Here is a 24,231-nt window from a genome sequence, read left to right as displayed (position 1 = left end):
CGCCCATGCCCGCCCTGGAGCGCCTGAGCGAGGCGCACGCCCCGGCCCTGCTCGCCTTCGAACAGGAGAACCGGGCCTACTTCGCCGCCGCCGTACCCGACCGCGGTGACGCCTTCTTCACCGACTTCGCCGGGGTACTCCGTGCGCGGCTCGCCGAACAGGCGGCGGGGGAGTGCCACTTCCACGTGCTCGTGGACACCGAAGGGAGCATCCTCGGCCGCGTCAACCTGGTCGATGCGGCCGAAGGCGAAGCCGGGCTCGGGTACCGGATCGCCGAGTCGGCGAGCGGCCGCGGACTTGCCACGGCCGCCGTGCGGCAGATCTGCGCCCTCGCGGCCGAGGAGTACGGCCTGCACACCCTGCGGGCCGTCACCACCCAGGACAACGCCGCCTCCCGGGCGGTCCTCACCCGCACCGGATTCACGCTCACCGGCGAGATCACCATCGACGGGGAACCGGGGGTCGCCTACCGCAAGCAACTCTGACGCCCGGAAGGAGCGGCGGAAAGCAGAGCCGGAAAGGAGCGGGGGCCGCCGCCTCACGCCGTCGGCAGTTTGCACACCGCATCGATCCCCAGGACGTGGTTCAGCCGCCCGAAGGCCAGCCACGACCCGATGCTCATGCTCAGCTCCACGATCTCCTTCTGCGAGTAGTGCGCCTTCATCCGCTCCCAGAACTCCTCGTCGAGGCGGTGATGGTCGACCGCGTACCGCTCCGCGTACTCGGCCGCGAGCCGCGTCCGCTCGTCGAAGGCCTCGGTGGTGCGCCAGTGCTCGACCGCCTCGAGGAAGGAGTCCTCGACCGTCTCCTCGCCGTCGCGCTCGGTGCGCCAGTCGAGGCACAGCGTGCAGCCGTTGATCTGCGCGATCCTCAGCCGCGCGGCCTCGAACTCGCGCAGTCCCAGGTTCGAATGGGCGTAGACGGAGAGCGAGTACGCGGCCGCGGCCCGTCCGATGTGCGGGACCATGTCGTCCCAGACGTACCCGATGGGCTCCTGACCGTCGGGAATGTCAATGATCATGGGTGCTTCCTTCCCAGTCTCCCGGCCGCGGGCCGCAGCGGGACATCGAGTGCGTCGTAGAGTCCGGGCCGCTGCCCGGCGAGCCAGTCGATGGCGCCCACGAGCCGCCCGACCGCGGTCGCGTTGCCGCCCGCGGAGCGGTTCTCGCCCTCGTCGGTCGCCTCCACCGAGACCTCGATCCGCGGCTGCCCCTCGATGATCACCCGATGGGTGCCGGTGCCGTTCGCGGGCCGCGGCCAGTCCGGGGCGCAGGACGGATGGATACGGGTGACATGTTCGATCACCAGGCGCGGCTCGCCGTCCACGATGCCCTGCACCTCGAAGCGGATCGCGCCCTGCGTACCCGCCTCGAACTCGCCCATCGACGGGGTGGACACGGTCTCCTCCAGCGGCCGCCGCTCCATCGTCTCCCGGATGTCCTCCACCTGGACTCCCAAGGCGCGGGCCATCAGCCGCAGCTGACCGCCCCAGATCATCGACGGCACCGTCTCGATCAGCATCGGCGCCAGGTAGTCCATGGGCTGCCCGAAGCCCACCGAGTACCGCACGGCCTCGGGCTGCTCGTACGTGGAATAGTCGAAGATCTCCTGGCAGCGGATGGCGTCGATCCGGGAGCCGAGCCCGCTCAGCAGGACCGGCAGGATGTCATTGCCCCAGCCCGGGTCGACCCCGGAGACGAAGAGCGACCCGCCGCCCTCCCGGGCCGCGTCGAGCAGCGGCCCCCGCAGCTCCTCGGGACTGTTGCGCACGTCGTACAGCCCGTACAGCGCGCAGGTCACGACCACGGCACCGGCCCGCATTGCACGCCCGATGTCCGCAAGGGCCTCGTCGGGCCGCAGATCGCCCGAGGCCGCGTACACCACGGCGCGCGGCCTCCGGGCGAGCACCGCGTCGATGTCATCGGTCGCCGCGATGCCGAGCCGGCCCGCCAGGCCGCCGAGTTCACCCGCGTCCCGGCCCACCTTGTCCGGGTTGTGCACGATCACATCGCTCAGTTCGAGCTCCGGATGCGCCTCGACCGCACGGATGGCGAGCCGGCCGATGTTTCCGGTACCCCAGACAACCGTGGGAATCATGCGCGGAGGGTAGCTGTCGGCCCTTTCGGTTGGTAGAGCCGCGCCGAACGGATTTGACGGATCGTCAGCGCGAGCCGGGTCGCGCGGTACGGCGCCCGCGACGGGCGGCCGCCCCCGCCTGTGATGGACTGGGGCCGCCCAGACCCACCCCGTCCAGGAGCCGCCGTATGCCCCTCTCCAACCGCCAGCCGGGCGTCGTCCTCACCGACCGCGTCTTCACCGTCCCCCTCGACCACGACCGCCCGGACGGCGAGAGCATCGAGGTGTACGGACGCGAGGTCACCGCGAGTGGCAAGGCGGACCGGGAGCTGCCGTGGCTGGTCTACCTGCAGGGCGGCCCGGGCTGCCAGGCTCAGCGCCCGGTCGGCGCACAGGCCTGGCTGAAACGGGCGCTCAAGGAGTTCCGGGTGCTGCTCCTCGACCAGCGCGGCACCGGCCGCTCCACGGTCGCCAACCGGCAGACCCTGCCGCTGCGCGGCGGACCGAAGGAACAGGCCGATTACCTCGCCCATTTCCGCGCCGACGCCATCGTCCGCGACTGCGAGCTGATCCGCCGCGAGCTCACCGGCGGCGCACCCTGGAGCGTGCTGGGCCAGAGCTTCGGCGGCTTCTGCGCCGTCCACTACCTGTCCACCGCGCCCGAAGGCCTCGCCGAGGTACTGATCACCGGCGGTCTGCCCTCCCTCGAAGCCTCTGCCGACGAGGTCTACCGCGCCGCCTACCCCCGTATCGCACGCAAGGTCGACGCGCACTATGCCCGCTATCCGCAGGACGTCGACCGCGCCCGCAGGATCGCCGCCCACCTCGCCGAGCACGGACCCGTCACCCTGAACGGCGGCTACCGGCTGAGCGTCGAGGCCTTCCAGTCGCTGGGCATCCTGCTCGGCAGCGGAGACGGCAGCCACAAACTCCACTACCTCCTGGAGAACGCCTTCGTCCGCACCCCCCTGGGCACCGAGCTCTCCGACACCTTCCAGGAAGAGACTCAAGCGGCGCTCTCGTACGCCGCGCGCCCCCTGTACGCGGTGCTCCACGAGGCGATCTACGCCCAGCCGGGCCTGGCGACGAACTGGGCGGCCGAACGCGTACGCGCCGAGTTCCCGCAGTTCGACGCCGAACAGAGCCTCGCCGGCGATGCCCCGCTGATGTTCACGGGCGAGACCATCCACCCGTGGATGTTCGAGGCCGACCCCGCCCTCGCCCCGCTGCGCGAGACGGCCGAGCTGCTCGCGAGCCGCACCGAATGGCCCGCCCACCTGTACGCCCCCGAGGTCCTCACCCGCAACGAGGTTCCCGCCGCGGCCGCCGTCTACCACGACGACATGTACGTCCACACCGCCCACTCGCTCGACACGGCTCACACGATCCGCGGCCTGCGCACCTGGGTGACGGACGAGTACGAACACGACGGCGTACGCGCGTCCGGCCCACGCGTCCTCGACCGTCTCCTCGGCCTGGCACGCGGCGAGCTGTGAGCCGTGGCGGGCCCCGACGGCCGACCGCACGGACACCAGAAGGCGCCGCCGTGGGCCCGGCTCGGCAGGCACGCAGGCCAGCGTCGCCGTAGCGTCGAAGCACCTCGCCGAGGACCGCGTGACGGCAGCCGGCCGGTCCTCGCCTGCGGCGAGGGTGTGGAGGCTTGGGAGGTCGTCCTGTCGGACGGCGTCGAGCGTGGGGCAGTCCTCCGCCCCCTGGGCGGCGGACTGCCGAGGTGGGGCCTGCAGGGTGTCAGAAGCTGTTGATGGGCCCGGACCCGCAGGGCAGGATGAGGCCTGAGGGCAGCATCTGCGGCCAGTGGCGCGTGCCGCGCGGACCAGGGGGAACCATGGGTATGGCACTCAGCTCGAACGACCTTCTGCCAGGCGAGGCTGTGGAGTTCGCCAAGAAGGCGAACAGCGTCGTGAAGGTCGCCGAGGCTGGGCTGACACGCTTCTCCCGCGACCAGTTGACGTGGATGGTTCGCATGCAAGGATCGGAGGCGATCGGCGGGCAGCTGCACGTGACGAACTACCGGCTCGTCTTCTGCTCACATTTCGCCAATCGCGTCATAGGCCGGTTCAGCATCTTCCTGCCCGTCATCTCCGGGGTGCGCGACACCTCTTGGGGGATCAAGAGGCAGATCGAGGTCTCCACGGGAACCCACCGGTTCACCTTCGTCGTGTGGGGGATCCCCGCGCTGATGGCCGCGATCGAGGGTCTACGCCGGCACTGGCACCCTGAACAGGCGGCGTGGCTTGCCGAAACCGCGACGGCGGAATACGCCAAGCTGGGCGAAGGACTCCTCCCGCGGCCGAGTCAGGCACTCAGATCGGACATGAGCCCCATCGAGTTCGTGGGGGCGATGGGGCTCATGGAACTTCAGGATCTCGCCCGCGGGGCTTGAGCTGGACAGCTCCTCAGCCGGCGGAGGCGAACACCCGGTGGACGGCCCTGCCCGCCTCCACCGCGACCTGCGGCTTCCGACCGGCGACATACCGCCTGATCATGGGATACGACACGTTCGCGCCGTGCTCCTCGACCAGCCGGTGGAAGATCCTCGTGACCGTGTGCCGCTGCTTGCGCGGCGCGTCCAGGTCTGCCCGCAGGATCCCGTCGATCACCGCCTACGGATCCATCGCCGACGGCCCCGGCGGCAGCGGCTTGCGCGGCTCCCGCCAGGCCGAGTCCAGGGCCCCGTCGGCGCAGGCCCGCACTCGGAGGTAGCCCGAATCTTCGGGAACCCGGTCCGTGAACGCGGTCGGATCCCAGTCGAAGGACCCCCCCGAGTGGCCGCCGATCAGCGCGTACTTCCGCCCGCCGCCTCCCCCCACCGGCGCCGCAGCCCGCGACGAGGAGGACCGGCAGGAGCCCCGGCAGCGCGATCAGCCGGCGCCTTGACCTCAGCACACCGGCCTCCACACCCTCCATGGCATCCCCATGACTCCACGGTAGGGCCGTGCCACGGACGAGGGCCCGGCTGTGCACGCCGACGTGCACAGCCGGGCCCTCACCGAAAAGAGACCGCGTCACCGGATCCGTACGCGCTCCGCCGGATCACCAGATCCGTACGCGCTCCGCCGGATCCAGCCACAGCCCGTCACCCTCGGCAGTGTTGAACGCCTCGTGGAACTCGTCGAGGTTGCGCACGATGTTCGCGCGGAACTCCGGCGGCGAGTGCGGGTCGATCGTCAGATACTGCTGCTCCTGCTCCTTGCGGCGCTTGGTGCGCCAGCAGTACGCCCAGTTCATGAACAGCCGCTGCGAGCCGGTCGGTTCACCCCCGGCCGGCACCTCGACGCCGCCGAGCGAGATCTTGTACGCGGTGTGCCCGATGGTCAGACCGCCCAGGTCACCGATGTTCTCGCCCACGGTCAGCTGCCCGTTGACGAACTCCCCGGGCAGATTGCGCGGCGAGAACCCGTTGTACTGCTGCACCAGCGCCTGCGACTTGCGCTCGAAGGCGCTCTTGTCGTCGGCCGTCCACCAGTCGTTCAGATTGCCCGCACCGTCGTACTGCGCGCCCTGGTCGTCGAAGCCGTGACCGATCTCGTGGCCGATGACCGCGCCGATCCCGCCGTAGTTCTCGGCCGGATCGGCCTCGGGGGAGAAGAACGGCTTCTGCAGGATGCCCGCGGGAAAGCAGATCTCGTTCGTACCCGGGTTGTAGTACGCGTTCACCGTCTGTGGCAGCATGAACCACTCGTCGCGGTCCACCGGGGAGCCGATCTTCGCCAGCTCACGGGCCGATTCGAAGGTGGCGGCCGCGTGCGCGTTGCCGAGCAGGTCATCCGCGGAGACCGTCAGCGCGGAATAGTCGCGGAACTTCTCCGGGTAACCGATCTTCGGGCGGAACGTGGCGAGCTTCTCGTACGCCCGCTCCTTGGTCTCGTCCGTCATCCAGTCGAGCCGGGCGATGGACTGGCGGTAGGCCTCGAGGAGGTTGGCGACCAGCTCGTCCATCATCGCCTTCGACGACGGAGGGAAGTGCCGTGCCACGTACTCCTTGCCGACGGCCTCGCCCACCGCGCCCTCGACGAAGGCCACACCGCGCTTCCAGCGGGCCCGCAGCTCGGGCGTCCCGTTCAGGGTGCGCCCGTAGAACTCGAAGTTGTTCCGTACGAACGCGTCCGTCAGATACGGCGCGCAGGCGCGCAGCACCCGCACCAGCGTCCAGCTGCGCCACTGCCCGATCGGCACCTCGGTGAGCAGTTTCGACAGGTGCGTGAGATAGGACGGCTGACGGACACAGGTCTCGGCGATCGTCTTCTCGTTGCCGCCGAGCCCCGTGATGTAGCCGCGCCAGTCGAACTCGGGGGCGAGCGCGACGAGCTCGTCGAACGTCGTCAGGTTGTAGGTCTTCTGGACGTCGCGGGTCTCGGCGCGCTCCCAGTGACCGGCGGCCAGCTTCGTCTCGAGCGCGAGCACCGAGGCGGCGGCCTCGGCGGGCGCCGCGTGGTCCGCGAGCCCGAGCAGCTCCGTGAGGTAGCCGACGTACTTCTCACGGATCTCCGCGAACTTCTCCTCGCGGTAGTACGACTCGTCAGGGAGCCCCAGTCCGCCCTGCACAATGTTGAAGATATAGCGGTCGGAGTCCTTGTCGTCGGTGTCGACATACGCGCCGAACAGACCCGAGCCGCCGACCCGCTCGAACCGTCCGAGGAACGCGGCGAGTTCCCGTACGTCCGTGATCCCGGCGGCCTCGTCGAGCAGCGGCCGCGCGGGATCGAGTCCCTTGGCGGCGATGGTCTCCTCATCCATGAACGAGGCGTACAGCGCGGCGATCCGCCGGGCGTCGGCGTCCTCGCCGCCCTGCTCGGCGAGCTCCTGGATGATCTCCTTGACCTGCTGCTCGGCGACGTCCACGAGCTGCACGAAGGGGCCCCAGCTGGAGCGGTCGTCGGGAATCTCCTCGGTGTCCAGCCAGCCGCCGTTGACATGGCCGAACAGGTCGTCCTGCGGCCGGATCGCGGGATTCATGCCCGCGCGGGCATCATCAAGAGTGCTCATCCAGGCAGCCTATGCGAGCACGCCCGCGAACATCAGCCCGCCCGGCCGCTTGCACCCGGGGCACAGCCCCGGCCTGCCCCCGCGACCGGGGAAGCCGGCCGCATCACCTGCGCCAGAAGAGGTGGTGGGTCACACCGCTCGCGCTGGGGACGACCTCCCGATGGAAACGGTCGAGCAGGTCGTCGGGGGAGTCCCAGAGCCGCAGACCGGATCCCAGCTGCACCGGAGTGACCACCACGTGCAGGGTGTCGACGAGGTCGGCGTCCAGGAACCGGCGGATGGTGGTGACCCCGCCGCCGAGGCGCACGTCCTTGCCCTGAGCGGCCTCCTTCGCCTGCTCCAGGACCGCTGCCGGTTCGCCGCCGACGAAGTGGAACGTGGTGTCGGACAGCGTGAACGACGGCCGGGGGTGGTGGGTCATCACGAAGACCGGCGTGTGGAACGGGGGCTCATCGCCCCACCAGCCCTGCCAGTCATGGTCCTGCCACGGGCCGCGCTGCGGACCGAACTTGTTGCGGCCCATGATCTCGGCGCCGATGTTGTGCGCGAAGTCCCGCGTGAAGTAGTCGTCGAGACCCCGGTTCCCACCGGGTTCCGTACGGTTGGGCCAGCTCGCGGTGGCCCCGGCCCAGGAGAACAGGCGTTGTGGGGCGCCATCGATGCCGAACGGGTTCTCCAGCGTCTGGTGCTTGCCGGCGGCGACGCCGTCATGGGCGACACTGAAGTTCTGGACTCTCAGGAGCTGACTCATTTTTTCCCTCACTCGGGCCGTTCGCTTCCGTGTACGGGGAGGCGCCGCTTCCGTGTACGGAGGCGCCGCATCGGTGTACGGCGAGGCGCCGCACACTCTGATGTCGAACGGGGTGGCGCCCGATCGACATCGCGCCGAAGGGAATTCTCGGTGAAGAGAATTCTCAGTGGCTCCGCTCAGTCCTGCGCGTTCGGCGGTACGGAGCCCGCCGCCCGCCGCAGCGCATCGAGGACGGGCCGCAGCAGCGGATGGCCCTCCGCGCCACGGCGCACCGCGGCGAAGACGCGGCGGGTGGCGACCACGTCGTCCACGGGCCGTACGGCCGCGTGCGAGAGGTCGGTGTCCCGTAGCGCGGAGCGGGGCACCAGGGCCACGCCCGCGCCCGCCGCGGCCAGCGCCACCACCGCGCGGAAGTCGTCCGAGGAATGCTCCAGACGCGGCTCGAAGCCCGCGTACTCGCAGGCGAGCAGCATCACGTCGAGGCAGGGATTGCCGGGATACGGCCCGATCCACGGCTCGTCGGCGAGCGCGGCCACCGACACCGTCTCGGCCCCGGCCAGCCGATGGCCGAGCGGTAGCACCGCGTCGAAGGGCTCCGCGTACAGCGGGATACGGGTCAGCCGGTCGTCCGCGCCGGGCGCACCCCGGTACTCGACCGCCACGGCGACATCCGCACGCCCGTCGAGGACCATCGGCAGGCTCTCGTCGCCCTCCGCGTCCCGCACCTGGATCCGCAGCCCGGGATGCGCGCTGCTCAGATCGGTGATGGCCGGGGCGAGAACCACCGCGATCCCGGTGGCGAACGCGGCGACCGTCACCTCGCCCGCGTCACCCGAGGTGTACGCGGCGACCTCGGCCTCCGCCCGCTCCAGCTCGGCGATGACCTGGCTCGCGTGCCGCAGCAGGATCTGGCCGACACCGGTCACCCGCATGCTGCGCTTGCCGTGCCGCTCCCGCTCCAGGACCTTGTGCCCCAGCTCCTGCTCCAGCGCGGCGATCTGCTGGGAGACGGCGGAAGGGGTCAGATAGAGCGCCGCGGCCGCGGCAGTCACCGTCTGGTGGTCTGCCACGGCCTGCAGCGTGCGGAGCCGGCGTGCGTCGATCACACCGCCGATTCTGCCAAGGCGGCACGGGCGGCGACGAACGCGTCGACCGCGCGGTTGACGTCCTCGGTCGAGTGCGCCGCCGAGAGCTGCACCCGGATGCGGGCCTGGCCCTGCGGCACCACCGGATACGAGAAGCCGATCACGTACACGCCGCGCTCGAGCAACAGCTCGGCCATGCGCGCCGCCTTCGCCGCGTCACCGATCATCACCGGCGCGATGGCGTGATTCCCGGGCAGGATCTCGAAGCCCTCCTCGGCCATCCGCGTACGGAACAGCGCGGTGTTCGCGTTCAGCTGCTCGCGCAGATCACCGGCCGACTCGAGCAGGTCGAGCACCTTCAGGGACGCGGCGGCGATCACCGGCGCGAGGCTGTTGGAGAAGAGGTACGGACGCGAACGCTGGCGGAGCAGCGCCACGATCTCCGCCCGCGCCGCGACGTAGCCGCCGGAGGCGCCGCCGAGAGCCTTGCCGAGCGTGCCCGTGATGATGTCCACCCGGTCCATCACCCCGTGCAGCTCCGGCGTGCCGCGGCCGCCCGCGCCGACGAAGCCCACCGCGTGCGAGTCGTCGACCATCACCATCGCGTTGTACTGCTCGGCCAGGTCGCAGATCTCCCGCAGCGGCGCCACATAGCCGTCCATGGAGAAGACACCGTCGGTGACGATCAGCTTGCGCCGCGCACCGGCCGCGGCGGCCTCCTTGAGCTGGTGCTCCAGATCGGCCATGTCGCGGTTGGCGTAGCGGAAGCGCTTGGCCTTGCACAGCCGGATGCCGTCGATGATCGAGGCGTGGTTGAGTGCATCGGAGATCACCGCGTCCTCGGGGCCGAGCACCGTCTCGAAGACACCGCCGTTGGCGTCGAAGCAGGAGGAGTAGAGGATCGTGTCCTCCTGGCCGAGGAACGACGAAAGCCGCGCCTCCAACTCCTTGTGCACCTCCTGCGTACCGCAGATGAAGCGCACCGAGGCCATGCCGTAGCCCCAGCGGTCCAGGGCCTCGTGGGCGGCGGCGATCACCTCGGGGTGGTCGGCGAGACCGAGGTAGTTGTTCGCACAGAAGTTGAGCACCTCGCCGGGACGCCCGCCGGCGGTGACATCGACGCTGGCGGACTGGGGGGTGCCGATCACGCGCTCGGGCTTGTGCAGGCCCGCCGCCTCGATCTCGTCGAGGGTCTGCTGGAGCTGTGCGCGTACGGAGTCGAACATGAGGGGTTCCTTCTGGGGAGCCGGACGGGGGCGAGACAGGCGAGGTACGGGTCAGGCGGTCCAGTCGAGGATGACCTTGCCGCCGCGACCGGAGGCGGCATCGTCGAAGGCCGCCTCGAAGTCGGTGTGCGCGTAGCGGCCGGTGATCACGGGGGCGAGGTCGAGCCCGCGTTCCAGGAGCACCGACATCGCGTACCAGGTCTCGAACATCTCCCGTCCGTAGATCCCCTTGATGGTGATCATTGAGGTGACGATCCGGGCCCAGTCGACGGGGAACTCCTCGGCGGGCAGCCCGAGCATCGCGATCTTGCCGCCGTGGGTCATGTTGGCGACCATGTCGCGCATCGCCCGCGGGTTGCCGGACATCTCCAGGCCGACGTCGAAGCCCTCACGCAGACCGAGCGTGTGCTGGCCGTCCGCGATCGAGGACTCCGCGACGTTCAGCGCGAGGCTCACGCCGATTTTGCGGGCGAGCTCCAGACGCTCCTCGCTGACGTCTGTGACGACGACGTTGCGGGCGCCGGCGTGCCGCGCGACGGCGGCGGCCATCAGACCGATCGGACCCGCGCCCGTGATCAGCACGTCCTCGCCGACCAGCGGGAAGGACAGGGCGGTGTGGACTGCGTTGCCGAAGGGGTCGAAGATCGCGGCGACATCCAGGTCGACCGGGGTGCGGTGCACCCACACGTTCGAGGCGGGCAGCGCCACGTACTCGGCGAACGCGCCGTCCCGGCCGACCCCGAGACCGACCGTGGCCCGGCACAGATGCCGCCTCCCGGCCAGACAGTTGCGGCACTTGCCGCAGACCAGATGGCCCTCGCCGCTGACCCGGTCACCGACCCCGATGTCCTGCACATCACGCCCGGTCTCGACGACCTCGCCGACGAACTCGTGCCCGACGACCAGAGGCGTCGTGATCGTCTGCTGCGCCCAGCCGTCCCAGTTGCGGATGTGCAGATCCGTACCGCAGATGCCGGTCCGCTGGACCTTGATGAGGACCTCGCCGTGGCCGATGACGGGCTCGGGCACCTCCCGCATCCACAGTCCGGGCTCCGCCTTGTCCTTGACGAGTGCCTTCACCGGGGGAGCCTCCTGAGTTCGTGATCATGCCGAGCATTTATCAATCTGCCCCGCCTCGCCTCCGGAGTCCATCAACGATTTCTTAAGCCACCCCGCAGGAGTGCTTCATCTGGCGCAAGCGGGTTCGAGTGGCCCCGGGGAGCAGCCGGTGGGCCGTCGACCGGGCGTCTCGCGGACCCGTCCGGACCCGCCCGGGCGGTGGCCTCCTCTCTTTGCGCCTAGGGTCCCCAAGCAGACGGCGAAACGGGACGTATGGGATGGGAGTGGGGCGGATGCGCGCGGTGACACCGAGGCTTCGAAAGGCGGCGGCGAGTGCGGCGGCGTGCCTGACGGGCGGCTGCGTGCTCGCGCTCGGCGCGGCCCCGGCCACCGTGGCGGACGACCGAGGGGACCTGGACACCCTGGGCTGGCGGGTCGGTGTCTCACCCGCCACGGTGAAGCCCGGCGGTACGGTGACGCTCACCTCGTCCGGTTGCCAGGAGCCGACCGTGACGGCCGAGGCCGCCGTCTTCGACCTGGTCGAACTCGACGAGGGCAGGCCCGCGAAGGTCCGCGTCTTCAAGGACGCCAAGCCCGCGGCCGCCTTCCAGATCACTTTCACCTGCAAGATGAAGACGAAGAAGGCCACGCTCACGATCGCCGACGACGGCGGAAGCGTACGGCCCACACACCACAGCGCCCAGCCGCCCGTCCACAAGGGCGTACGGGCCGGCACCGGCGGCACCTTCGACCAGTCCGACGTCATCCAGCTCGCGCTCGGCGGAGCATTGGTGGCCGGAGCGCTCGGCGCCTCGGTGTACTGGGCGCGACGCAGGGGCGAAGCGGACGGCTGAGCGGCGGCGGGGCCGACACAGCCGCGTCCGCCTCTCCGGCCGGTCTGTGCACGCCGCACCTATTGCCGCACCCCGGCCCCCGCGCCATACTCCGGCGAACTGCTCCTGCACGGCCCTCCTGCACGCACCCCCGCACGGCCCTCCCGCACGCCCCCGCACGGCCCTCCCGCACGCCGCCCACGAGAAGGCAGGTGCCCCGATGCCGTACGACCAGGACGCCCATCTGGCAAGGCTCGCCGAATCCGCGTACGAACGGCTGGGGGACTACGAGTCGCTGGTTCACGACGGCAAACGCCATCGCTCGGGCGAGCTGTACGAACGGGCCACCCGGGTCGGCGCGGGACTCGCCGAGCTCGGGGTGCGGCCCGGCGAGCGGGTGGTTGTCCTCATGGCCAACTGCCCGGAGGTGGGCATCACCTACCAGGCGATCTGGCGTGCGGGCGCCGTGGTCACCCCGGTGATGTTCCTTGTCGCCCCGCCGGAACTGGCGCACATCCTGAGCGACTCCGACGCCCGGGTCCTGGTGACAACGGCCGATCTGATGCCCTCCGTGGCCGCCGCCGCACCCCTGGCAGAAGGCCTGCGGCAGGTCATCGTGGTGGACGAACTGCCCCCGACCGCACCCGGACTGCCGACGGGCGTCACCATCACCCCGTTCAGCGAACTCGAAGCAGCCGCACCCGGCGCCGTCACGGCCCGCACCGGCACCGACCTGGCCGCGCTGATGTACACCGGCGGCACCACGGGACGCGCCAAGGGCGTCATGCTCAGCCACCGCAATCTCCACGCCTGCTCCACCGCCGCCCACGCCGCCGGGCACGAGACGGGGCTGCTGGAAGGCATCAACCGCACCCTGCTCCCCCTGCCGCTCTCGCACGCGTACGGACTCATCGTGACCCTGGTCGGCTGGCACGCCGAGGAGCGTCAACTCGCCGTGCTGCAACGCTGGTTCGACCCGGCCCAGTGGCTCGATCTCGCGGTGGAGCACCGCGTTCAGCGCACCACCCTCGTGCCCAGCATGATCCAGATGCTGCTCGAACAGCCCCTGGCCGAGGCGGATCTCTCCGCGCTGCGGTACGTCACCAGCGGCGCCGCCCCCCTGCCCGCCGAGACCCGCGCAGCCTGGCAGCGCGCCGTGCCGGGCAGCGAGATCCTGGAGGGCTACGGCTGCACCGAATCGGGTTCGGTGATCGCCGCCACCCGCCCCGGCCGCAACCGCCCCGGTTCGGTGGGCACGGCACTGCCCGGCTACGAGATCGAGGTCCGCGACGAGAAGGACGAGGCACTGCCGCCCGGCTCGGACGGCGAGATCTGCGTCCGCGCGCAGGGCGTCATGGCCGGATACTGGAACGCGCCCGAGCAGAGTGCCCAGGCCCTGGAGGGCGGCTGGCTGCACACCGGCGACATCGGCCGCTTCGACCAGGACGGCTTCCTGTACCTGGTCGACCGCAAGAAGGACCTGATCCTGCGCGGCGGCTTCAACGTCTTCCCGCGCGATGTCGAGGACACCCTGCTCGGCCACCCGGCCGTCGCCTCCGCGGGCGTGGTCGGCCGCTCGGATCCGCGCCTCGGCGAGGAGGTCGTCGCCTTCGTCGCCCTGCACCCGGAGCACGCGTGCAGTACCGAGGACCTGATCCACTACGGCAAGGAGCACCTCGCGGCCCACAAGTACCCGCGTGAGATCCACATCCTGGACCGCCTCCCGGTCACGAGCGTCGGCAAGCTCGACCGCAAGGCGCTGCGCGCACGGCTCACGGCGTAGGAGTGCCTCCCCAAGACACCCCGGGCGGCGCCCGGCCGGCCACACACCGCCGCGCCCCGGCCGGTCACCACGACGCACCGACCGGTCACACGTGCACCTCCGGCGGCAGCCCGGTCCAGCGCAGGGGCCCGCTCAGATGGCGGGTGTCGTTGTAGCAGAGCAGGTTCGCGGGTCGTCCGGGCGCGTAACGGATCACCGTGAGCCCGGCGTTGGCATGGTTGAGGCCGAGCCAGCGCCAGGCAGGCGCGTCCAGCGCGTCGCGTACCAGCCAGCCGACCAGGAAGTTGTGCGTGACCACGAGTTCATGCCGGTCCTCGTCACTCTCGACGGGCCCGGTGAACTCGGCCAGCGCCCGCTGCGCGAGCGCGGGTCCCTCCTCGCGTTCGGCGGCGGGGAACCGGTCGAGGAAGGACAAGTAGAAGTCGGCCGACCGTGCGGGGAGTTCCTCGCGCGACGGCAGGTGGGGGAGATAGTCGCCGACGACGGGTGAGGCGCTCAGGGGCACGGCGCCGAGCTGTTCGTGGACCAGGTGGGCTGTCTCCGTGGCCCGCGCCAGAGGGCCGTGCGTGACCGCTGAGAGCGGTGTGTGCCGCAGCCGCTCTCCGAGCAGCCGCGCCTGGGCGCGCCCGGCCTCCGTGAGCCCGCTCTCGTCGGCCGTGGCTTCGCCGTGGCGGGCCAGGTACAGGTATCGGGTCGCGGTCATCGCTCCAGTGCCCCCAGCGTTCAAGATCCGTACGGTACGGCCGGAGACGCGCCCCGCCGGACCGCGGTTCCGCCCGCTGCGGGGGCATTCCCGTGATCCGAACTGCGGACATGCCTCTGGCATGTACCAATTTCGAGGCTCACGGACCGACTTCCCGCCGCGCTGCCCGCCCCCTGCCTGCGATCACCGTCCCCGAACGCCCGTACGGGGCGGTCTGCTTGCCGTGGTGGGCCGGGCTGCACTTGCAGATGTACTTGCAGTCCCTCCGTCCGCACCCGCAGGATGTCACCGGGAGCCAAGCTCCCAAACCGATCGACTTGCCTCAGGAGGCCAGGTGACCTGGACCGCGGACCCGGCAGCGCTGCTCGACCCGAGGGACACGGCGGCCGCGACCGGCTCGGCCACCCAGCTGCTGCAGAGCGCGGCGGACAGCGACCTGGAGGCCTGGGAGTTCGTCCGGTCCACCCTGGACGGCTGGGGCTGCCGGGCGCTGACACCCCGTGTGCTCCCGGTCGTCGGCGCATTCGTCTCCAACGCCTTCGCGCACGCCCTCGACGACACGGTCCCGGCCACGGATCCCTGCCCGGTGGTGCTCACGCTGCTGCGGTCCGGCAGGGATGTGGTGTGCGCGGTGTTCGACCCCGACAGGACGCCTCCGCGGCGGACCGCCGCGTACGGTCTGCGCCGTGTCGACGCCGTGGCCGACGCCTGGGGCTGGACGGTGCCGGGCCCGGACGGCAAGGCGGTCTGGGCCGCGTTCTCCGGCAACGGCGCCCGCCGTTCGGCCGCCCCCGCGCTCGCCTCCCTGGACCAACTCCTCATCCAGATAGAGATCTTCACCGGCAGCGCAACACCCCGGCTGGTGCTTGCCGATCCTTCCTGGGACGTCGAAGTGCCCCCGGAGCCCACGCCTTCCGGCGAGTGAACTCCGGTGGCTCTTCGGTGAGCTCACCGCCTACGTGACGGCCGACGTGCCCGTGGGTCGGGCGGCGATCGGCCATTTCACCGGCGTCCGCCACGTGAACGCGCGGTCAGCTCGGCCGCCGCCGCAGCCCAGTGCCCCTGCTCGAAGGTGAACCCGGCATCGAGCAGCCGCCCGGGCCGCACCCGTCGGCTCTTGAGCAGCAGCTCGGTGTCCGAGCGCAGCACGAACGCCCCCAGCTCCGCCATCGTCCGCGTCGCGGGCAGCCCGAGCGGCATCCGCCAGGCCCGGCGCAGCGTCCGCATGAACGCGCGCTGGGGGAGTGGCTCCGGCGAGGCCAGGATCACCGGCCCGTCGAGGTCCGCACGCTCGATGAGGAAGAGCACCGCCCGTACGAAGTCGTACTCGTGGATCCACGAGACGTACTGCCGGCCGCCGGCGACCGGACCTCCCAGCCCGAGCCGCGCCATGCGCGAGAGCACGGAGAACACCCCGCCGCGATCCGGGCTCATCACCATGGCCGCCCGCAGCGCGAGCTTGCGCGTGCCGGGAGTGGCGGCCTCCTCCTGCGCCTGCTCCCAACGCTTTGCGATGTCGACGCTGTACGCCCAGTAGTCGGGCACCCCTTCCTCATGGCCGCCGATCGCCCCGTGCGCCTCGTCGTTGGCGGCGTCGTGGCGGTGGGCGTAGATCGTGGCGGTGCTCATCTGCAACCAGACCTTCGGCGGCCGCGCCGCCGCCGCGATGGCCTCGCCGACCACCCGCGCGGAGTCGACCCGCGAGTCCATCATGGTCCGCAGGTTGGCCTCGGTGTAACGGCAGCTGACGCTGCGGCCCGCCAGGTTGACCACGACATCGCTGCCGTCGATCTCCTCGGCCCAGGGTCCGAGCGTGCGCCCGTCCCACGCCACCTCGCCCGGCCCGCCGGGCCGTCGGCTCAGCACGACCACCTCGTGCCCCGCCGATGTGAGCGCCCGCCGCAGCATGCCGCCGACCTGCCCGGTCCCGCCCGGAATCACCACGCGCATGAAAACCCCCTCGGTGTCGCCCTGAGCCTACCGAGAGGATTGAACGTGTTCAAAACTAGCGCGGACTTCCGCGTGATCCGCCGCGAGGAGTACGGCGACGAGCGTGAACTCCATCTCAGCCGAGCATCTTCAGGGCCGCCTCCGCCTCCGCCTCCGCCACCGACTCCACCCGCCGCGCCGGCAGCTGCACATGCCGCGGATGCAGCACGGGCAGCAGCTCGTCCGCCTCGGCGAGCGTGCGGCGCGCCGCCTTCGCGGCCGACAGTGCCACCTCCCGTACTGCATCGGCGAAGACGAGATTGCCGCGCGCGTCGGCCCGTGCGGCACGCAGCAGCGCAACATCGGGGGTGAGCGCGGGCACCGGGGCGAAGGTCTCGCCGCCGAAGAACAGCGCCCGTGCACCCTCCCTGACGGCTCGCCTTCGGCCGCCCTCCCCGGCCGGCCGCGCCCGGCCGCCGACCGGGCCGAGGAAGCTGGGCGTGCCCGCCGCGCTCGCCTGGAGCCGCTGCCGCAGCAGCACCGGCGGCAGGAACTCGGTCTCCACGCCCTTTGGCCGCCCGTCAGGCAGTTCGGCATCGACGATCAGCCGTTCGACCTGCCCGCCCGCAAGCCAGCCGCGCAGCTCCTCGTCCCAGTGGGTCAGGCCCGGGCAGATCACGGTGAACCCAGCGGCGGGCAGCGAACCCAGCGCCGCCACGAGCGATGCGGGATAACCCCCGCTGCCCGGGTCGGGCAGCACCAGCATGCTGCCCGAAGGAATCGAGGAGACGGCCGCGGAGGCGGTGACCAGTTTGTCCATGTCCGGATTCTCCGTCTCCGTGGGCCACGGCGGCGGTGTGTGGGCCGGGTGCGGCGGGCGGGTTCGTACGAATGGGCCAGCCGTGACCGGAACATGAGGCACGTGGTCAAGACCACGTGCCGATTCCGCTTTTCGGTCCGTCCTACCCATGGCCCCTTGAAGGCTTGTGGTGCATCCTCCGCCCAGCCGGATTGATCGGCTTGACCGACCCAAGCGGCCGAAGCCCCACCAAGCGACCCAAGCACCACCCAGTGAGCAGCGCCACCAAGCGAACAGCGGCACCCAAGCGAACAGCGCTACCAAGCGAACAGCAGCACCCAAGCCAACAGCGCCACCAAGCGAACAGCGCGCCACCGACCCAAGTGAACAGCAGCGCCCGGGCACCGCCCGTGGAGCGTGATCGATTCGGGAGGGCTCCTCATGGAGTTCGGAATCTTCCTCAACGGGTTCATCCCTGGCATGGCGGCTCACCACCGCGCATCGGAACATCTCGCCCTGATGCGGGAGTTGGACATCGCGATCAAGGCGGACCAGCACAACTGGAAGTATGTGTGGTTCGGTGAGCATCACTCGCTGTCCGAATACAGCCACATGTCCGCACCCGAGGTCGCGATGGGCTACGTCGCCGCGCGCACCGAGCGGATCCACCTCGGCACCGGCATCAACAGCCTCTCCCCGCGCAAGGAACACCCCGTCCGCTTCGCGGAGCGCGCCGCGATGCTCGACCACATCACCGAGGGCCGCTTCGAATGGGGAACCGGCCGGGGCGCGGGCAGCCACGAGCTGAAGACCTTCAACATCATGGACCCCTCCTCCACCAAGGCCGAATGGGACGAGGTCGCCCCCGAGATCGTCCGCATGTGGGAGCAGTACGACTACGAGTTCCACGGCGAGCACTTCACGGTGCCCACCCCGCACAACATCCTGCCGAAGCCGTACGGGCACTCGCACCCGCCGATCTGGATGGCCTGCGGCAACCCGTCGTCGTTCGCGAAGGCCGGATCGCTGGGCATCGGTGCGATCGCCTTCAACTTCGAGCCGATCTTCGAACTGAAGGGCCGGATCGACCAGTACAAGGAGGCGGCCGCCGACCCCGAGCAGATCCTCGGCGACTACCAGAACAACAACGTGATGATGACGAACACCGTCATCTGCCTCAACGACCGCAAGCGAGCGCGCGAGATCGCCATGCACGCCGGTCTCGGCTATCTGATCACGCTGGTGAACCTGTACCACGACACCATGCCCAAGTCGATGGACGAGCGGACCTGGCCGACGCCGCCGGTCGCGTTCAGCGAGCTCGGGGGCGAGGAGATCCTCGACGAGATCATCAAGGCCGGCCTGATGCTCTGCGGCACGCCCGACGAGGTCTGCGAGCAGGTCGCCGCGTACCAGCAGGTCGGCTGCGACCAGGTCGTCTTCGGCATGACCGGCGGCATGACCTTCGAGGAGCACCTGGAGATGATCGAACTCTTCGGCGACAAGGTGATCCCCGAGTTCGACAGCAGCCCCGAGCCGTCCACGGCGGTCTACCGCCGCAACGCGGCCGGTCCCAAGTACCCCTCGCACAACAACCCGGTGCCCGCCGACCTCAAGCACACCGTGCTCCCGCCGAGCGCGATCCTGCCGCTGGAGTCCTGAGCGGTCCGTACTCCGTGGGGACGGGCCCGACCCGGTCGGCGATCGCCGGGCCGGGCCCGCCGCGGCACCATCACCGCACCCGCCGTCCCGTGAGCGAGACCAAGCGCGGCTCGCGCGATTGCGCCGACCGAGCGTGGATGTTCCACCGTTCGGAGGGCTCGGCGTGCGCGTGTCGCGGTGGTGCGTTCGGCTGGTCGTGGCAGCCGCAAGCCGCGGACCGCCCCACGAGGTGCCTTCGTTGAGACTCGTTCGTCCGCGAGCCCAGGGCACAGGACTGAGACGAGGTGCACCACATGCACAAGGGAACACTCGCCGCCGGAGCACTGCTCGCCGGAGCCGCGTACTGCGTCACGGCCCCGGCGGCACAGGCGGTGGAGGCCGGAGCGGTCGTCGTGACCCCGAGCAGCACGGCCCCCGGCACGACGGTGCGCATCGCGGCCACCGGCTGCGCGACCTCCAACCCGAACGCCTCCGCCCGCGCGTACTCGGACGCCTTCCCGACCGCGTCCCTGTCCGCCGTCGGAAGCTCGGGCGAGGTCAGCGGCACCTCCACGGTGTTCACCGGCGCGAAGGCGGGCACCTACACCGTCACGGTGGTCTGCGATGTCTCCAACCCCTCGCAGAAGTACACCGGTTCCTTCACCGTCACGGGCACCTCCGCGACCCCGCAGGGCGTACGAGGCGGCCTCGGCGGCTCCTTCGGCGCGACCCCCACCACCATCGCGGCCGGCAGCGTGCTGGTGGCCGCGGGCCTCGGCGCCACGGCCTACACCCTGCACCGCCGCTCCCGCCGCGCCACCCACTGACGGCACCTCCACCCCGGATCCCCTCGGCCTGCGTTCAGCCCTCCGCCTGACCGCAGGCCGAGGCACGCCGACGACACCTCCTGGCCTGCCTCCATGACCACCATCACCGTGGACATCCGCAAGTACGACGGCCGCCTCAGCGCCCGCTGGACGGCGACACGCCTGGGGGCGGACTCCCACGGCACATGGCTCGCCACCGACGAGGGCGTTCCCGTGGCCTCCGACCACGGCGGCTGGACCACGCGCTTCCCGTACGTACTGCTCGTCCCGCCCGAGGCCTGGTGGACGGCCACGTTCTGCCGCCCGCCCGGACCCGAGGTCTACTGCGATGTGTGCACGCCCGCACGCTGGTCCACCGACGGTACCGAACTGCACCTCGTCGACCTCGACCTCGATGTCGTACGCCCCGAAGGCGCCGAACCGCATGTCGAGGACGAGGAGGAGTTCGCCGAACACCGCCGTCTGCTCGGCTACCCCGACGCCCTGGCCGCCGAAGCCCTGGCCACCTGCGCCTGGCTGCGTACGGTGCTTCGCCGCGAGAAAGCCGTGGAACCCTTCGCCGCGTCCTATCTGCGCTGGCTGAGCCGCACGCACCTCACGGACGGGACCTGAGACCACCGGCGCCGTCAGGCCGCCCCTCCTGCGCGGGCGCGTGCCGCAGGCACAGCGCCATCCCCCCGGCCGTCACCGCCGCGGCGACCGGCATCCAGTAGCCGGTGCCCGCGGCGGCGTGCTCGCTGATCCAGCCCGCCGCGGCCGAACCCGCCGCGATGCCGCCGAGGATCGCGGTGACCGCCAGGGTCATGCTCTCGTTGAGGCGGCCCGGATCGGTCCGTTGCTGCAGCAACTGCATGGCGGTGATCATCGTCGGCGCGGTGGCCATCCCGGCGACGAGCAGCGCCGCCGAGAGAACCAGGAGCCCGGCGAACTGCGCGGCGAGCAGTGGCGCGGTCATGAGGAGCGCCATCGCCGCGAGGCATATCCGCAGCCGCGCCGGCGCCGAACGCGTGGGCCGCACCACCCCGTACACCAGTCCGGCCGCGCACGACCCGGCCGCCTGGAGCGCCAGCATGCCGCCGGCGGCCCCCGCGTGCCCCGCCGCGTCCGTGTAGGCGACGGTCACGACCTCCAGCGCACCGAACACCACCCCCGTCGCCGCGAACATCCCAAGGAGCGCGGGCATCCCCGACGCCCCCATCGGCGAGCCGCCCCGCACCCGTACGGCCGCCGGGGGCGGCTCCGTGGCGCGCTGTGCCGTGAACAGCACCACGCCGGTGAACATCAGCACCGCCCCGAGGACCGTTCCCGCCTCGGGGAAGAGCGAGGTGCACAGGAACACGGCGAGCACCGGACCGAGCATGAAGCAGACCTCGTCCGCGGCCTGCTCGAAGGAGTTCGCCGCATGCAGCCGGCTCGGATCGTCGCGCAGCAGATGCGCCCAGCGGGCACGCGACATCCCCCCGGTGTTGGGCACGCAGGCCATCAGCACATACGCGGCGAACAGCGTCCACGCCGCCGCGTGCACGAACACGCACAACGCCAGCAGCAGCGCCCCGCACGCGGCGACCGAGGCGGCGGGCACCGCCGCGCGAGCCTGCCCGTACCGGTCGACGGCCCGCCCGATCAGCGGCCCCGCCACGGCATTCGCGGCAAGCCCGGTTCCGGCGACCGCGCCCGCCAGGGCGTACGAGTCGTAGCGGGCGGAGATCATCATCACCGCGGAGATCCCGAACATGCCCGCGGGCAGCCGCGCCACCAGGTTCCACAGCGTGAAGGCACGGGCACCGGGCAGGGAGAACAGCAGGGTGTAGGCGCCAACAGCGCTCGGGCGGGCAGTAGTCATACGGAAAAGCCTGTGGGACCTGCGGCTTCGCGGTCCAACACCCATCCGGTGACGATTCACGCACTTCTGTTGTGAACAATGATGGGGTGCCGTTCCGTGATCCAGACCCTCGCCTCCTGCGCCACTTCGCCGCCGTCGCCGAAGAGCTCCACTTCACCCGCGCCGCGGCCCGCCTCTACATCGCACAACAGGCCCTGAGTCGCGACATCCGCCGCCTGGAACAGCAGCTGGGCACCGAACTGTTCAGCAGAACCACCCGCCAGGTGCAGCTCACCCCCGACGGCGAACGCCTCCTTCCGCACGCGCGCGCCGTACTCGCCGCCTACGACGAACTCGACGCCGCGTGGACCACCCACCACCGCCCCCTGCTGGTGGACGTCGGAGCCCGCATCTCCACCGCGTACCTCGTCCTCGAGGCCGCCCGCCTCGACGCGCCCGACGTGGATTTCGCCGCCCGCTTCCACACCGGCCTCACCGGAGCGGCCGCGGACATCCTCGCCGGCCGACTCGACGTCTCCTCCGGCCTCCACTCCGGACTCCCCGAGGCCACCCGTGGCCGCCTGGAGCACCGGCTGATCCGCTACGAGCGCATGGCCGTGCTCCTGCCCGCCACCCACCCGCTCGCCGGACTCCCCGAAATACCTCTGGCAGCCCTGCGCGGCGAAACCCTCTACGCGGCCGCAGGCAACGAGGCGACCGCCGAGTGGACCGCACTCGCCCGGCGCCTGCTCACGCCGCACGGCGTCCACCTGGCACCCCCGTTCCCGGAGATCGCCGGCGAGCAGGAATTCATCCGCACCCTGCGCAAACACGGCTGGTCCGTCCTGGCCACCACCCAGTTCACCGACGTCCCCGGCATGACCCTGCGCCCGCTGTGCGATCCGGTGCCGCTCTCACCGGTCTCCCTGGTCTGGCGCCGCGGCCTCACCCACCCGGGCCTGGCCGCCCTGCACGAGGCGGCCACCTGCCTGGCGGCCGAAGGCAACTGGCTTGGGCGGCCGACGGGCGCCTGGGTGGGCTGAGATCCCCTGCCTGGGCGACGGACGTCAGGGAGGGACGAGCCCTGGTCGACCAGCGGTGCTACTGGCCGGAGTGCTCGCATAGCCGTGCGTGTGCGTGTGCGTGTGCGTGGGCACGTGGCTGCGTGTGCGCAGCTGCGGCAGCAGTGGCCGGCCGGCCGCGTCGGTGGGAGGCTGGGGGAGTAGGCCCGCTGCCCGAGGAGGGGGCCTCATGAGTACCCTCGCCACCCCGCCTCCCGCGCCGGTCCGCGTGGATCCGGCCGCCGTGCGCGAGCTGGCGGCCTCCTTCGGCGGGACGCTCGTCGAACCCGGCGTGGACGGTGCCTACGACGGGGCCCGCCGCATCTGGAACGCCTCCATCGACAAACGCCCCGCGCTCATCGCGTACTGCACCGGCGTGGCCGACGTCATCGCCGTGCTGCGCTGTGCCCGTGAGACCGGGCTGCCGCTTGCCGTACGCAGCGGCGGGCACAGCTTCCCCGGGCAGTCCCTGGTGGACGGCGGCATCGTTCTCGACCTGTCGCGCACGAAGGGCGTCCGGGTCGACCCGGACGCCCGCGTCGCCCGGGTGCAGGCCGGTGTGCTGCTCGGCGAACTCGACCGGGAAACCCAGCAGTTCGGCCTCGCCGTGCCCGCCGGAATCGTCACCCACACCGGAGTCGCCGGGCTGACCCTCGGAGGCGGCATCGGCTGGCTGTCGCGGCGGTACGGCCTGACGGTCGACCAGCTCCTTTCGGTGGACCTCGTCACGGCCGACGGCACCTTCGTCACGGCCGACGAGAAGCGCGAGCCCGAACTGTTCTGGGCGATGCGCGGCGCGGGCGCCAACTTCGGTGTGGTCACCGAGTTCACCTTCCGGCTCAACCCGGTCGGGCCGATCGTGCTCGCCGGCCCGATCCTGTGGCCCATGGAGGAATCCCCGCAGGTCATGCGCTTCTACCGGGAGTGGATCACGGACCTGCCCGACAGCCTCTCCACGATCGTCGTCCACCGCAAGGCACCGCCGCTGCCCGCGATCCCCGAGGAACTCCACGGCCGCCCGGTCCTCGCCGTCATCGCCTGTTGCACCGGGAGCGTGGAGGCGGGCGAGGAACTGTTGCGTCCCCTGCGGAACTTCCGCGTCCCGCCGCTCCTCGACCTGTGCGTGGCCAAGCCGTTCGTGCAGCACCAGGCCATGTTCGATCCGTCGTTCCCGCACGGCTGGCGGTACTACTTCCGCTCCTGCGACGTCGACCGGCTCACGGACGAGGTGATCGACACGACGGCCGAGCACAGCCTGCGGATCGCGTCTCCGGTCTCGACGGTGGGGATCTTCCACCTCGGCGGCGCCGTCGCGAGGACCGGCGAGGACGACACCCCGTACACCGGCCGGACCATCGGCCACACCTTCAACATCAACGGCAACAGCGTCACGACCGAGGGCTTTGCCGAGGAGCGCAACTGGTGCCGCGAGCTGTGGTCGGCGCTGCGTCCCCACCACGCGGGCGTGTACGTGAACTTCCTGATGGACGAGGGAGGGGACCGCGTCAAGGAGGCTTACGGAGAGCGGAAGCTCGGACGTCTGCGGGCGGTCAAGCGGCAGTACGACCCCGACAACGCCTTCCGCTCCAACCAGAACATCGCCCCGGAACCGTCAACCCGGTGAACTTC

General features: G+C 70.9%; 23 protein-coding genes. 11 read left to right on the top strand and 12 right to left on the bottom strand.

Features of this window, described 5'->3' with window-relative positions:
- The first annotated feature begins 5 nt into the window (after positions 1 to 5).
- On the top strand, positions 6 to 485 hold the full coding sequence (locus ACLF6P_RS09250; protein ID WP_415949404.1) for a GNAT family N-acetyltransferase: 480 nt from the start codon (positions 6 to 8) through the stop codon (positions 483 to 485).
- 53 nt (positions 486 to 538) lie between these two features.
- On the opposite strand, the gene ACLF6P_RS09245 is transcribed toward ACLF6P_RS09250, so the two are convergent.
- Both ACLF6P_RS09245 and ACLF6P_RS09240 read right to left on the bottom strand, forming a co-directional pair.
- Entirely contained in the window at positions 539 to 1,021 is a 483-nt protein-coding gene (locus ACLF6P_RS09245; protein ID WP_415949403.1) for a carboxymuconolactone decarboxylase family protein, read from the bottom strand.
- Positions 1,018 to 2,097 carry an NAD(P)H-dependent amine dehydrogenase family protein gene (locus ACLF6P_RS09240; protein WP_415949402.1) on the bottom strand — a complete coding sequence of 360 codons (1,080 nt, stop codon included), beginning with the start codon at positions 2,095 to 2,097 and terminating at the stop codon, positions 1,018 to 1,020. The genes ACLF6P_RS09245 and ACLF6P_RS09240 overlap by 4 nt, the downstream gene beginning before the upstream one ends.
- Positions 2,098 to 2,264: 167 nt before the next feature.
- Here ACLF6P_RS09240 and ACLF6P_RS09235 point away from each other — a divergent pair, with 167 nt between their 5' ends.
- On the top strand, positions 2,265 to 3,572 hold the full coding sequence (locus ACLF6P_RS09235) for an alpha/beta fold hydrolase (protein WP_415949401.1): 1,308 nt from the start codon (positions 2,265 to 2,267) through the stop codon (positions 3,570 to 3,572).
- A 350-nt stretch (positions 3,573 to 3,922) separates the two neighbouring features.
- Complete coding sequence (locus tag ACLF6P_RS09230; RefSeq protein ID WP_415949400.1) at positions 3,923 to 4,480, top strand: hypothetical protein; 558 nt, start codon at positions 3,923 to 3,925, stop codon at positions 4,478 to 4,480.
- 13 nt (positions 4,481 to 4,493) lie between these two features.
- Here the strand turns inward: ACLF6P_RS09230 and ACLF6P_RS09225 are convergent, their stop codons facing one another.
- The 6 genes from ACLF6P_RS09225 to tdh all read right to left on the bottom strand — a co-directional run bounded on the left by ACLF6P_RS09225 (position 4,494) and on the right by tdh (position 11,225).
- Positions 4,494 to 4,697: a hypothetical protein gene (locus tag ACLF6P_RS09225; protein WP_415949399.1), complete on the bottom strand. Its 204-nt coding sequence runs from the start codon at positions 4,695 to 4,697 to the stop codon at positions 4,494 to 4,496.
- A 433-nt stretch (positions 4,698 to 5,130) separates the two neighbouring features.
- The gene (locus ACLF6P_RS09220) at positions 5,131 to 7,083 is read right to left on the bottom strand and encodes a M13 family metallopeptidase (protein WP_415949398.1); all 1,953 of its coding nucleotides are present in this window, start codon (positions 7,081 to 7,083) and stop codon (positions 5,131 to 5,133) included.
- A gap of 103 nt (positions 7,084 to 7,186) precedes the next feature.
- Complete coding sequence (locus ACLF6P_RS09215; RefSeq protein WP_415949397.1) at positions 7,187 to 7,834, bottom strand: dihydrofolate reductase family protein; 648 nt, start codon at positions 7,832 to 7,834, stop codon at positions 7,187 to 7,189.
- A gap of 176 nt (positions 7,835 to 8,010) precedes the next feature.
- Positions 8,011 to 8,940 (bottom strand): LysR substrate-binding domain-containing protein, encoded by a 930-nt coding sequence (locus tag ACLF6P_RS09210; RefSeq protein WP_415949396.1) that lies wholly within the window; start codon positions 8,938 to 8,940, stop codon positions 8,011 to 8,013.
- On the bottom strand, positions 8,937 to 10,145 hold the full coding sequence (locus ACLF6P_RS09205) for a glycine C-acetyltransferase (protein ID WP_415949394.1): 1,209 nt from the start codon (positions 10,143 to 10,145) through the stop codon (positions 8,937 to 8,939). The genes ACLF6P_RS09210 and ACLF6P_RS09205 overlap by 4 nt, the downstream gene beginning before the upstream one ends.
- 51 nt (positions 10,146 to 10,196) lie before the next feature.
- Positions 10,197 to 11,225: an L-threonine 3-dehydrogenase gene (gene tdh, locus ACLF6P_RS09200; RefSeq protein ID WP_415949393.1), complete on the bottom strand. Its 1,029-nt coding sequence runs from the start codon at positions 11,223 to 11,225 to the stop codon at positions 10,197 to 10,199.
- A 272-nt stretch (positions 11,226 to 11,497) separates the two neighbouring features.
- On the opposite strand from tdh, the gene ACLF6P_RS09195 reads away from it, so the two are divergent.
- Both ACLF6P_RS09195 and ACLF6P_RS09190 read left to right on the top strand, forming a co-directional pair.
- A complete protein-coding gene (locus ACLF6P_RS09195) occupies positions 11,498 to 12,058 on the top strand; it encodes a hypothetical protein (RefSeq protein ID WP_415949392.1) in 561 nt (186 codons plus the stop codon).
- Positions 12,059 to 12,257: 199 nt separating this feature from the next.
- A complete protein-coding gene (locus ACLF6P_RS09190) occupies positions 12,258 to 13,820 on the top strand; it encodes a class I adenylate-forming enzyme family protein (protein ID WP_415949390.1) in 1,563 nt (520 codons plus the stop codon).
- Between the two features lie 85 nt (positions 13,821 to 13,905).
- Here the strand turns inward: ACLF6P_RS09190 and ACLF6P_RS09185 are convergent, their stop codons facing one another.
- Entirely contained in the window at positions 13,906 to 14,523 is a 618-nt protein-coding gene (locus ACLF6P_RS09185) for a histidine phosphatase family protein (protein WP_415949388.1), read from the bottom strand.
- Between the two features lie 334 nt (positions 14,524 to 14,857).
- On the opposite strand from ACLF6P_RS09185, the gene ACLF6P_RS09180 reads away from it, so the two are divergent.
- Positions 14,858 to 15,448, top strand: a complete 591-nt coding sequence (locus ACLF6P_RS09180) for an ATP-binding protein (protein WP_415949386.1) — start codon at positions 14,858 to 14,860, stop codon at positions 15,446 to 15,448.
- A 77-nt stretch (positions 15,449 to 15,525) separates the two neighbouring features.
- Here ACLF6P_RS09180 and ACLF6P_RS09175 read toward each other — a convergent pair whose 3' ends face one another.
- Together ACLF6P_RS09175 and ACLF6P_RS09170 are read right to left on the bottom strand one after the other, a co-directional pair.
- Positions 15,526 to 16,473, bottom strand: coding sequence for an epimerase (locus ACLF6P_RS09175; protein ID WP_415949384.1), 948 nt, complete (start codon positions 16,471 to 16,473; stop codon positions 15,526 to 15,528).
- A 115-nt stretch (positions 16,474 to 16,588) separates the two neighbouring features.
- Positions 16,589 to 17,272, bottom strand: a complete 684-nt coding sequence (locus ACLF6P_RS09170) for a CoA-transferase (RefSeq protein ID WP_415949382.1) — start codon at positions 17,270 to 17,272, stop codon at positions 16,589 to 16,591.
- A gap of 420 nt (positions 17,273 to 17,692) precedes the next feature.
- Between ACLF6P_RS09170 and ACLF6P_RS09165 the strand changes: the two genes are divergently transcribed.
- The 3 genes from ACLF6P_RS09165 (at position 17,693) to ACLF6P_RS09155 (ending at position 20,331) form a co-directional block, all read left to right on the top strand.
- Positions 17,693 to 18,913: an LLM class flavin-dependent oxidoreductase gene (locus ACLF6P_RS09165; RefSeq protein WP_415949380.1), complete on the top strand. Its 1,221-nt coding sequence runs from the start codon at positions 17,693 to 17,695 to the stop codon at positions 18,911 to 18,913.
- 293 nt (positions 18,914 to 19,206) lie between these two features.
- Positions 19,207 to 19,719 (top strand): hypothetical protein, encoded by a 513-nt coding sequence (locus ACLF6P_RS09160; RefSeq protein ID WP_415949378.1) that lies wholly within the window; start codon positions 19,207 to 19,209, stop codon positions 19,717 to 19,719.
- A 93-nt stretch (positions 19,720 to 19,812) separates the two neighbouring features.
- Entirely contained in the window at positions 19,813 to 20,331 is a 519-nt protein-coding gene (locus ACLF6P_RS09155; protein WP_415949376.1) for a DUF402 domain-containing protein, read from the top strand.
- Here the strand turns inward: ACLF6P_RS09155 and ACLF6P_RS09150 are convergent.
- The gene (locus ACLF6P_RS09150; protein ID WP_415949374.1) at positions 20,315 to 21,562 is read right to left on the bottom strand and encodes an MFS transporter; all 1,248 of its coding nucleotides are present in this window, start codon (positions 21,560 to 21,562) and stop codon (positions 20,315 to 20,317) included. The two genes, ACLF6P_RS09155 and ACLF6P_RS09150, sit on opposite strands and share 17 nt — an antisense overlap.
- Positions 21,563 to 21,648: 86 nt before the next feature.
- Between ACLF6P_RS09150 and ACLF6P_RS09145 the strand changes: the two genes are divergently transcribed.
- Entirely contained in the window at positions 21,649 to 22,584 is a 936-nt protein-coding gene (locus ACLF6P_RS09145; protein ID WP_415949373.1) for a LysR family transcriptional regulator, read from the top strand.
- A 208-nt stretch (positions 22,585 to 22,792) separates the two neighbouring features.
- Complete coding sequence (locus tag ACLF6P_RS09140) at positions 22,793 to 24,226, top strand: FAD-binding oxidoreductase (protein ID WP_415949372.1); 1,434 nt, start codon at positions 22,793 to 22,795, stop codon at positions 24,224 to 24,226.
- Positions 24,227 to 24,231: the final 5 nt, after the last annotated feature.

This window comes from Streptomyces lothianensis, assembly GCF_047779955.1.
In the GTDB taxonomy this organism is placed as follows: Bacteria; Actinomycetota; Actinomycetes; order Streptomycetales; family Streptomycetaceae; genus Streptomyces.
This window is presented reverse-complemented; position numbering and strand designations above follow the sequence as displayed.

Excerpts from the sequence above, each read along its gene's own strand:
- ACLF6P_RS09250 (WP_415949404.1), top strand. The coding sequence starts at position 6 with ATGCCCGCCCTGGAGCGCCTGAGCGAGGCGCACGCCCCGGCCCTGCTC.
- ACLF6P_RS09160 (WP_415949378.1), top strand. The coding sequence starts at position 19,207 with ATGCACAAGGGAACACTCGCCGCCGGAGCACTGCTCGCCGGAGCCGCG.
- ACLF6P_RS09140 (WP_415949372.1), top strand. The coding sequence starts at position 22,793 with ATGAGTACCCTCGCCACCCCGCCTCCCGCGCCGGTCCGCGTGGATCCG.
- ACLF6P_RS09175 (WP_415949384.1), bottom strand. The coding sequence starts at position 16,473 with ATGCGCGTGGTGATTCCGGGCGGGACCGGGCAGGTCGGCGGCATGCTG.
- ACLF6P_RS09165 (WP_415949380.1), top strand. The coding sequence starts at position 17,693 with ATGGAGTTCGGAATCTTCCTCAACGGGTTCATCCCTGGCATGGCGGCT.
- ACLF6P_RS09245 (WP_415949403.1), bottom strand. The coding sequence starts at position 1,021 with ATGATCATTGACATTCCCGACGGTCAGGAGCCCATCGGGTACGTCTGG.
- ACLF6P_RS09205 (WP_415949394.1), bottom strand. The coding sequence starts at position 10,145 with ATGTTCGACTCCGTACGCGCACAGCTCCAGCAGACCCTCGACGAGATC.
- ACLF6P_RS09185 (WP_415949388.1), bottom strand. The coding sequence starts at position 14,523 with ATGACCGCGACCCGATACCTGTACCTGGCCCGCCACGGCGAAGCCACG.
- ACLF6P_RS09155 (WP_415949376.1), top strand. The coding sequence starts at position 19,813 with ATGACCACCATCACCGTGGACATCCGCAAGTACGACGGCCGCCTCAGC.
- ACLF6P_RS09170 (WP_415949382.1), bottom strand. The coding sequence starts at position 17,272 with ATGGACAAACTGGTCACCGCCTCCGCGGCCGTCTCCTCGATTCCTTCG.
- ACLF6P_RS09230 (WP_415949400.1), top strand. The coding sequence starts at position 3,923 with ATGGGTATGGCACTCAGCTCGAACGACCTTCTGCCAGGCGAGGCTGTG.
- ACLF6P_RS09240 (WP_415949402.1), bottom strand. The coding sequence starts at position 2,097 with ATGATTCCCACGGTTGTCTGGGGTACCGGAAACATCGGCCGGCTCGCC.
- ACLF6P_RS09235 (WP_415949401.1), top strand. The coding sequence starts at position 2,265 with ATGCCCCTCTCCAACCGCCAGCCGGGCGTCGTCCTCACCGACCGCGTC.
- ACLF6P_RS09190 (WP_415949390.1), top strand. The coding sequence starts at position 12,258 with ATGCCGTACGACCAGGACGCCCATCTGGCAAGGCTCGCCGAATCCGCG.
- ACLF6P_RS09195 (WP_415949392.1), top strand. The coding sequence starts at position 11,498 with ATGCGCGCGGTGACACCGAGGCTTCGAAAGGCGGCGGCGAGTGCGGCG.
- ACLF6P_RS09215 (WP_415949397.1), bottom strand. The coding sequence starts at position 7,834 with ATGAGTCAGCTCCTGAGAGTCCAGAACTTCAGTGTCGCCCATGACGGC.
- ACLF6P_RS09220 (WP_415949398.1), bottom strand. The coding sequence starts at position 7,083 with ATGAGCACTCTTGATGATGCCCGCGCGGGCATGAATCCCGCGATCCGG.
- ACLF6P_RS09150 (WP_415949374.1), bottom strand. The coding sequence starts at position 21,562 with ATGACTACTGCCCGCCCGAGCGCTGTTGGCGCCTACACCCTGCTGTTC.